Origin of the sequence: Roseomonas sp. KE2513 (assembly GCF_016107305.1) — a bacterium.
Lineage (GTDB): Bacteria > Pseudomonadota > Alphaproteobacteria > Acetobacterales > Acetobacteraceae > Roseomonas.
Genome location: NZ_RCVR01000020.1, coordinates 99267 through 107485, shown reverse-complemented (window position 1 = coordinate 107485; position 8219 = coordinate 99267). Strand labels below are relative to the sequence as shown.

The 8219-nt window shown below is 68.2% G+C and carries 6 protein-coding genes; all 6 read left to right on the top strand.

Features of this window, described 5'->3' with window-relative positions; all coding sequences use genetic code 11:
* Positions 1 to 382 precede the first annotated feature (382 nt).
* The 6 genes from D9599_RS19315 to D9599_RS19290 are packed head-to-tail and all read left to right on the top strand — an operon-like array spanning position 383 to position 8203.
* Positions 383 to 1990 carry an ABC transporter substrate-binding protein gene (locus tag D9599_RS19315; protein WP_198382915.1) on the top strand — a complete coding sequence of 536 codons (1608 nt, stop codon included), beginning with the start codon at positions 383 to 385 and terminating at the stop codon, positions 1988 to 1990.
* Positions 1991 to 1997: 7 nt separating this feature from the next.
* A complete protein-coding gene (locus D9599_RS19310) occupies positions 1998 to 2993 on the top strand; it encodes an ABC transporter permease (protein WP_198382914.1) in 996 nt (331 codons plus the stop codon).
* A complete protein-coding gene (locus D9599_RS19305; RefSeq protein WP_232480688.1) occupies positions 2993 to 3832 on the top strand; it encodes an ABC transporter permease in 840 nt (279 codons plus the stop codon). The genes D9599_RS19310 and D9599_RS19305 overlap by 1 nt, the downstream gene beginning before the upstream one ends.
* A complete protein-coding gene (locus D9599_RS19300; protein ID WP_198382913.1) occupies positions 3829 to 4830 on the top strand; it encodes an ABC transporter ATP-binding protein in 1002 nt (333 codons plus the stop codon). The genes D9599_RS19305 and D9599_RS19300 overlap by 4 nt, the downstream gene beginning before the upstream one ends.
* Positions 4827 to 5777, top strand: a complete 951-nt coding sequence (locus tag D9599_RS19295) for an ABC transporter ATP-binding protein (RefSeq protein WP_198382912.1) — start codon at positions 4827 to 4829, stop codon at positions 5775 to 5777. Before D9599_RS19300 ends, D9599_RS19295 begins: the two co-directional genes overlap by 4 nt.
* Before the next feature lie 20 nt (positions 5778 to 5797).
* Positions 5798 to 8203 carry a xanthine dehydrogenase family protein molybdopterin-binding subunit gene (locus D9599_RS19290; RefSeq protein WP_198382911.1) on the top strand — a complete coding sequence of 802 codons (2406 nt, stop codon included), beginning with the start codon at positions 5798 to 5800 and terminating at the stop codon, positions 8201 to 8203.
* Positions 8204 to 8219: the final 16 nt, after the last annotated feature.

Sequence of the window (8219 nt, the reverse complement as noted above, 5' to 3'; positions counted from 1 at the left end):
AGGTGACAAAGCGCGGCGTATAGACTGCCCTCTCCGTCGGCCGGGCTGTCCCCTGGGCCTGGGCCGGCGCGACCGGCAACTGCGTGAGCCCGACGGCCGCGGCCCCCAATCCGATCGCACGCCGCCTGCCTGCCGAATGCTGGCTCATCGTTTCCCTCTTCGCGATTTGTCCGGGCTAGCCAGGAAACGGCCGCCGCGCTCGATCCAAACTGACACCGAAAGCGCCAGCTTCAAAGCGGCCAGCTGAGCGCCCGCCTCATGGAATTCGCTCCTTGCGCTTTGTGACCAAGCGGTAAATAGTCACGTGACAGCCGGCAGCCGACACGCCTCCCGAGCAGAGGTCGCCACGCGCTGGAGTGCGTCATCTCCCTGGAGGGCAGACATGCTTCGTCGTCAGTTGTTGGGCTCGCTCCCCCTTCTAGGCATCGGAGCGGGAGGTCTGGCCTTTCCCGCGGCGTCTCGCGCGCAGGGCTCGCGCGGCAATACCCTCGTCGTGGTGACGACCCCGGAGCCGACCGTCCTCACCAACGCCATCAACTCCGCGCCCTCCGTCGCGGAGGTGGCGACCAAGATCTATGACGGCCTGCTCGAATATGACATGCAGATGCAGCCCCAGCCCTCGCTTGCCGAGTCCTGGGAAACCTCGGGCGACGGCAAGTCCGTCACCTTCCGGCTGCGCCGCGGCGTCACCTGGCACGACGGCAAGCCCTTCACCAGCGCCGACGTCGCCTTCTCGCTGCTCGAGGTCGTGAAGAAGTTCCACCCGCGCGGCCCCGGCAATCTCGGCCCGCTTGAGGCGGTGGACACACCGGACGAGCACACCGCCATCCTGCGGCTTGCCCATCCCTACCCGCCGATGATGAAGGGGCTGTCGAGCCTCGAATCCCCTATCGTTGCGAAGCACCTCTACGAGGGTTCGGATATCCGCAACAACGCGGCAAACAACCGACCTATCGGAACCGGGCCCTTCAAGTTCGCGGAATGGAACCGCGGCGCCTCCATCGTGCTCGAGAAGAACCCGAACTACTGGCGCCCCGGCCGGCCCTATCTCGACCGCCTCATCTTCCGCTTCATCAACGACCCTGCGACGCGCGCCGCGGCGTTGGAGAGCGGCGAGGTGGACGTCGCCTTCTTTGGCACCATCACGCCCGCCGAGATGCGCCGCCTGGCCGGGCTGCCGAGCATCGAGATCGCGCAGGGTGGCTACGAGGCGCTGGCGCCGATGATGTTGCTGGAGTTGAACACGAAGAAGAAGCCGCTTGACGACAAGCGCGTGCGGCAGGCCCTCGCCTACGCCATCGACCGCAAGTTCATCGCGGACAACATCTGGTACGGCTTCGGCAAGCCCGCGGTCGGACCGATTTCATCGGTCTACTCAGGCTCCGGCCTGTATACCGATCAGGTGCTGCGCTTCGACGTGCCCGACCGCGTGGCGCGCGCCAACGCCCTGCTGGACGAGGCCGGGTACAAGCGCGGCGCGGGCGGCATCCGCTTCGAGCTGACCCAGGATGTCGGCCCCTACGGCGACGACTACCGCCGCATGGGCGAGTACATGCGCCAAGCCTATAACCGCATCGGCGTTCGCCTGAACCTTCGCACGGTGGACCAGGCCACCTACGTCCGCCGCGTCTACACCGACTACGACTTCGACATGACCTCCGGCTGGTATGTCGGCATGGGCGATCCCACCCTCGGCGTGCAGCGCCAATACGTGACGAGCAACATCCGCCAGGGCATCCCCTTCAACAACGTCGCCCAGTACAGCGATCCCGAGAACGACCGGCTCTGGGCGCAAGCGGCCGTGGAGACGGACCCAGCAAAGCGCGCCGGGCTGTTCCACGCCATCCAGCGGAAGCTGGTGGAGGACAGTCCGATTATCTGGATCATGGAAATGGATCTCGTCGCGCTGCAGAACAAGCGCGTGAAGAACCTCATTACCACCGGCCTCGGCGTGCGCGGTGGGTTGTACGAAACACGGCTGGAGGGCTGAGGCGGGCATGGCCGGAACGCGCGCAGCCGGCAGCCGGTGGCGTTTCCTTGGCCGGCGGGCGCTTCAAGCCCTGCCGACGATCCTGGTGATCATCACCGTCAACTTCTTCCTTCTCCGCCTCGCCCCCGGTGACCCAGCCAGCGTCATGGCCGGGGAAGCCGGCGCCGCCACGCCCGAATACATGGCCCAGCTGCGCGCGCAGTTCGGCCTCGACCGGCCGCTCGCGCTGCAATACCTCACCTACGTCCGGAACGTCCTGACGCTCGATCTCGGCTACTCCTTCCGCTACCAGGAATCGAATCTTTCGCTGATCCTGGGTCGGATGTCGGCCACCCTCCTGCTGATGGGCGCCTCCGTCCTCATCTCCGTCGGTCTAGGCACGCTGCTCGGGCTGGTCGCCGCGCTCCGGCGGAACCGGATCGAGGCGGCGCTGATCCTTCTCGCGACGGTGCTCGCCTATGCCTCGCCGATCTTCTGGCTTGGCCTGATGTTCATCGTCGTCTTCGCCATCCAGCTCGGATGGGTGCCGACCAGCGGCATGACCACGGCCGGGGGGCCGGGCGGCGGCATTGCCTACGCCCTGGATGTGCTGCACCACCTCGTGCTCCCCTCGGTCACGCTCTCTCTCTTCTACATGGCGCTCTATACCCGGCTGATGCGCGCCTCCGTGCTGGAGAACCTGCGCATGAACTACGTCGTCACCGCACGGGCGAAGGGGGTTCCGCCGCGCCGCCTCGTGCTGCGCCACGTGCTGCGCAACGCGGTGCTACCGATCGTCACCATGGCCGGCGTGCAAATCGGTGGCGCACTGGGCGGCTCAGTCGTCGTCGAATCGGTCTTCGGCTGGCCCGGCCTAGGGCAGCTTGCCTTCGAGGCGCTCTTCTCGCGCGACCTGAACCTGCTCATGGGCATTCTTACCCTCAGCTCGGTGGTCGTCATCCTGGCAAACCTGCTGGTGGACCTCGTGCACTCCATCATCGACCCTCGCGTGGCGCTGGCCTGATGCGGATGCCTCCGGCGCTCCGCCGTTTCCTGCGCCAGCCGGCCGCCGTCGCCGGCGCGCTCTTGCTGCTCGCCGTCATCGCCCTCGCCGCCTCGGCTGACATTCTCTATCCCGAGGATCCCTTCGAGATCGTCGGCCGCCCCTATCTTCCGCCCTTCAGCGGCGAGTTCCTCCTCGGCACGGATACGCTCGGCCGCGACCTCGCCTCAGGCATCGTGCACGGGGCGCGCGTCTCACTCCTGATCGGCGCGCTGGCCGCACTCGTGGTGACGGCCATCGGCGTGCTAGTGGGTGGCGCGGCCGGGTATCTCGGCGGCAAGGTGGACGCGCTGCTCATGCGCCTCACCGAGCTGTTCCAGACCATTCCCTCCTTTCTCTTCGCCATCGTGCTCGTCGCCATCATGGAACCCTCGCTCGAGGCGCTGCTCATCGCCATCGTCGTTGTCTCCTGGGCGCCGCTCGCGCGGCTGGTGCGCGCGGAAGTGGCAGGCCTGCGCAGCCGTGACTACGTGCAATCCGCCATCGCGATCGGCATGGGTGACGCGGGCGTCCTGGTTCGTCAGGTCCTGCCGAACGCCTTACCCGCGATCCTCGTCGCGGCATCCGTCATGGTGGCTACAGCCATCCTGTTCGAATCCGGCCTCTCCTTCCTCGGGCTCGGCGATCCGAATGTCATGAGTTGGGGCCTGATGATCGGCGCCGGGCGCTCGGCCATCCGCACGGCCTGGTGGATGTCCGGCATTCCCGGCATCGCCATCCTCCTCACCGTCCTCTCGATCAACCTCGTGGGGGATGGGCTGAACGAGGCACTGAATCCTCGAGCCGCCGGTGCCGCATGAGAGAGGCCACCGAAGCGCCCGTGCTGCAGGTGGAAGGCCTTCGCACGGTCTTTGAGACGCCGGGAGGCATGGTCACCGCCGTCAGTGACATGGATCTGTCCGTCCATGCAGGCGAGACGGTGGCTGTGGTCGGCGAGTCCGGCTCGGGCAAGAGCGCCTTCGCCTATTCCATCATCCGCCTCGTCCAGCCGCCGGGGCGGGTCGCGGCCGGGCGTATCCTGCTCGGCGGGCGCGACATCCTGCCGATGGAAGAGGCGGCCATGCGCGACATCCGCGGCCGCGAGATGGCGATGGTTTTTCAGGAACCCTCAACCAGCCTGAACCCACTCATGCCGGTCGGCGCGCAGGTCGCCGAGGCAATCCTGCTGCACGAGAAGGGCGTGACACGCGCGCAGGCCCGCGCACGGACGCTCGACCTTTTACGCCTGGTCGGCATTCCCGCGCCGGAGCGGCGCGTGGACGAGTACCCGCACCAGCTCTCGGGAGGCATGCGGCAGCGCATTGTGATCGCCATGGCCCTCGCCTGCCGCCCGGCCCTGCTGCTGGCGGACGAGCCCACCACAGCGCTCGACGTGACGGTGCAGGCGCAGGTGCTCGATCTCATCGATCGGCTGAAGGCGGAACTGGGCATGGGCGTCGTGCTCATCACGCACGACCTCGGCCTCGTGGCGGATCATGCACAGCGCGTCGCCGTCATCTATGCCGGACGGAAGGTGGAGGAAGGGCCAGCGGAGGAGGTGCTTTCCGATCCTGCCCACCCCTATACCCGCGCCCTCCTCGCCTGCCGCCCCGATCCCTGGCAGGACGCCGCGCAACCGCTCGTCGAGATCCCCGGTGTCGTGCCCCCTCCCCTCGCCCGGCCACCCGGCTGCGCCTTCGCCCCGCGCTGCGCCCTGGCCGAGCCGGCCTGCCAGGAGGTGATCCCTGCTCTCGATCCGATCGGCCCGGGCAGGCAGGTCGCCTGCCTCGTCGCCAGCCGCGAGAGGGCTGCTGAATGAGCGGCACGGAACAGCTACTCACGGTGCGCGGGCTCCGCAAGTATCACCGCACTGCTGCCGGCAGGGTGCACGCGGTGGACGGCGTAGACCTCGACATTGCGCCCGGCGAGGTCCTCGGTCTTGTCGGTGAATCCGGCTGCGGCAAGTCTACCCTTGGTCGTACCCTGAACGGGCTGGACGCGGCAGAGGAGGGCTCCATCCGCTTCCAGGGCGCTGAGTTGGTAGGGCTCGGCCGCCGCGCGCTCCGCCCGCACCGGCGCGAGATGCAGATGGTCTTTCAGGACCCCTTCGGCTCCCTCAATCCGCGCGATAGCATCGGCACCATCCTGCAGGACCCGTTGCGCGTGCATGCCGTCGGCCGGCGTGGCGAACGCAGGAGCATGGCGGCCGCCCTGCTCGAGCGCGTCGGCCTCCGCGCCGCCGACCTTGACCGCTATCCCCATGAGTTCAGCGGCGGGCAGCGCCAGCGCATCAGCATTGCGCGCGCCATCGCGCTGCGACCACGGCTAGTGATCTGCGACGAGGCCGTTTCGGCTCTCGACGTCTCCATCCAGGCGCAGATCGTCAACCTGCTGCGCTCGCTGCAGCAGGAGTTCGGCCTCTCCTACCTCTTTATCTCCCACGACCTCGCCGTGGTCGGCTACCTATCCGACCGGATCGCGGTCATGTATCTTGGGAAGATCGTGGAGATCGGGCCGAAGGCCTCGCTGCTGGAACGGCCGCGCCATCCCTACACGCGCGCCCTCTTCTCGGCCCTTCCCGGAAGAGGCGGCGGCCGCGCGGAACGGCAGGCGCTGCGTGGCGAACCGCCTAGCCCGTTAGATCCTCCGCAGGGCTGCCGCTTCCACCCGCGCTGCCCCATGGCCGTGGAGCGCTGCCGCGTCGAACCGCCCGCCCCGCGCGAACTTGCCCCCGGCCACGCCGCCGCTTGCCACCTGGCCGCCTGAAAACATCACGAGCCATCCCCATGCCCGAGCAACCCCTCGCCCGTACCGAAACCGGGATCGGCCATTCCGTCCGTCGCCGCGAGGACCAACGCCTCCTGCGTGGCCAGGGTCGTTATGTCGGAGACATGGCGGTGCCGGGCCAGCTGCACGCAGCCTTCCTGCGCTCGCCGCACGCCCATGCGAGGATCCATGGCCTGCGGACGGAAGCAGCGCGGGCGATGCCAGGAGTTGTCGCAATCTTCACCGGCGCCGATCTGCGCGCCTCTGGCGTGGGCAGCCTGCCCTCTGGCTGGGTGGTGCGGGACCGCGCCGGCCGCCCGAACGCAGAGCCGCCGCACTACCCACTGGTCGTGGACAAGGTGCGGCATGTCGGCGAGCCTCTGGCCGTCGTGATCGCCGAGACCCAGGCCGCGGCGCGCGACGCGGCGGAGGCGATCGAGGCGGATTACGAGGTGCTGGAGGCAGCCGCCGATCTCGGCACCGCCCTCGCGGCGGAGGCTCCGCGCGTGTGGGATCACCTACCAGGCAACCTCTGCTGCGACTGGGAGATCGGCGACCTTGTGGCCGTGGAGACCGCCTTCGCCCGCGCCACTCACCGTGTTCGACTCTCCCTTACGAACAACCGGCTTGTCCCGGCGCCAATGGAGCCGCGAGCGGCGCTGGCGACCCATGACACAGCCATGGGCACCACCACACTCTGGACCACCAGTCAGAACCCGCACACCGTCCGCGGCACGCTCTGCGGAAGCGTGCTGAACATCCCCGAGACCGACCTGCGCGTCGTCTCGCCCGATGTTGGCGGCGGGTTCGGGACCAAGATCTTCCTCTATCCCGAAGAGACAACCCTCACCTGGGCCGCCCGCCGCCTGGGCCGCCCGATCCGCTGGGTGGGCGACCGCACGGAATCCTTCCTGACGGACGTGCAAGGCCGCGACCATCGTACGGAGGCCGAGCTGGCGCTCGATGCCGAGGGCACTTTCATCGGGCTCCGCGTCGTGACGCTCGCGAATGTCGGCGCCTATCTCACGGGTGGTGCGACGGCCATTCCCACCTACTACTACGCCCCGCTGCTCGCGGGCGTGTACCGGACGCCCGCGATCTGGTGCAACGTGAAGCTCACCTTCACCAACACCGTCAGCGTGGACGCCTATCGCGGTGCCGGCCGGCCGGAGGCAAGCTACGTGCTGGAGCGGCTGGTGGACGAGGCCGCGAAGGTCACGGGCATCGACCGCGTGGCGCTCCGGCGGCGGAACTTCATCGGGGCGGACCAGTTCCCCTACGCCACGCCGCTCGGCCTCGAATACGATTCCGGCGACCATGAATCGACGCTTCGCCTCGCATTAGAGGCGGCGGACCTGGACGGCTTCCCCGCCCGCAAGGAGGAGGCGCGTCGCCGCGGCCGCCTGCGCGGCTTCGGCATCTCCACCTATGTGGAAATCGCGGGCGGCACACCGTCCCGCGTGGTGGGGCAGCTTGGCGGGCGTGGCGCGCGCTCGGAATCGGCACAGGTCCGCGTGCATCCGAGTGGCGCTGTCACGGTCTTCAGCGGCGCGCACAGTCACGGCCAGGGCCACGAGACAACCTTTGCCCAGATTGTGGCGGATCGTCTTGGGGTGCCCTTCGAGCGCGTGCGGCTTGTGCAGGGCGATACGGATCAGGTTCCCTTCGGTCGCGGCACGGCCGCCTCGCGGTCGCTCGTGGTCGGTGGCTCCGCCATCATCAAGGCGATGGACAAGATCGTCGCGAAGGGCCGGCGAATCGCGGCACACCGACTTGAGGCCTCGGCCGAGGACATCGTCTTCGAGCCAGGCCTCTTCCGCGTGGACGGCACGGACCGTGCGATGACCTTCGCTGAAGTCGCCCGCGCGGCCTACACACCCCACGACTACCCCATCGACGAGGTCGAGCCCGGTCTGGACGAGACCGCCTTCTACGATCCGAAGAACTGGACCTATCCCGGCGGCTGCCATGTCTGCGAGGTGGAGGTCGACCCGGAAACAGGCGAGGTGGCACTGGAAAAGGTAGTGGCGGTGGACGACCTCGGCGCCATCATCAATCCGATGATCGTGCATGGGCAAGTCCATGGCGGCTTGGCCCAGGGAGCCGGTCAGGCGCTGCTGGAGGGCTGCTGCTTCGACGAGGCCGGGCAGATGCTGACCGCCAGCTTCCAGGACTACGCCATGCCCCGCGCGCACGACCTTCCCGCCTTTACGGTGCTGACACACGGCACGCCCTGCGAGCACAACCCGCTGAAGGCGAAGGGCTGTGCGGAGGTCGGCTCGGTCGGGCTTCCGCCGGCCGTTGTGAACGCACTGCTCGATGCGCTGCACGAGGCCGGCGTCCGCGACATCTCGATGCCCGCCACCCCGCAGCGGGTCTGGCAGGCGATCCAGGATGCATCCCACACCTCGGCGGCGAGGCTATAACGCCCCTCCGCTTCGA